The organism is Pseudomonas guariconensis (assembly GCF_015680235.1).
GTDB lineage: Bacteria > Pseudomonadota > Gammaproteobacteria > Pseudomonadales > Pseudomonadaceae > Aquipseudomonas > Aquipseudomonas guariconensis_A.
The window spans coordinates 1-336 of record NZ_JADLJL010000096.1; the positions used below are offsets into that span (position 1 = coordinate 1).

General features: G+C 66.1%; 1 pseudogene. It reads left to right on the forward strand.

From position 1 onward, the window contains the following. A pseudogene (locus IRZ56_RS22975) lies at positions 1 to 336 on the forward strand (chemotaxis protein); the annotation flags it as partial.

Here is a 336-nt window from a genome sequence, read left to right on the forward strand (position 1 = left end):
TGAAGAACCTCAAGGACATCTACCCCGATGCCGCCTTGAAGGTCGAGCCGGGCATGCAGGATGTCACCTTGAACGGCCAGGACCGCATCATCTCCTTCGCCCCGGTGCAAGGCCTGCCCTCGGCCCAGTGGTACATCGGCCTGTCCATCGACAAGGACAAGGCCTACGCCGGCCTGAGTCAATTCCGCACCTCGGCGATCATCGCCATGCTCATCGCCGTGGCCGCCATCGCCGGCTTGCTGGGCTTGCTGATCCCGGTGCTGATGCGCCCGCTGACCACCATGGGCCGCGCCATGCAGGACATCGCCGAGGGCGAAGGCGACCTGACCCGCCGCC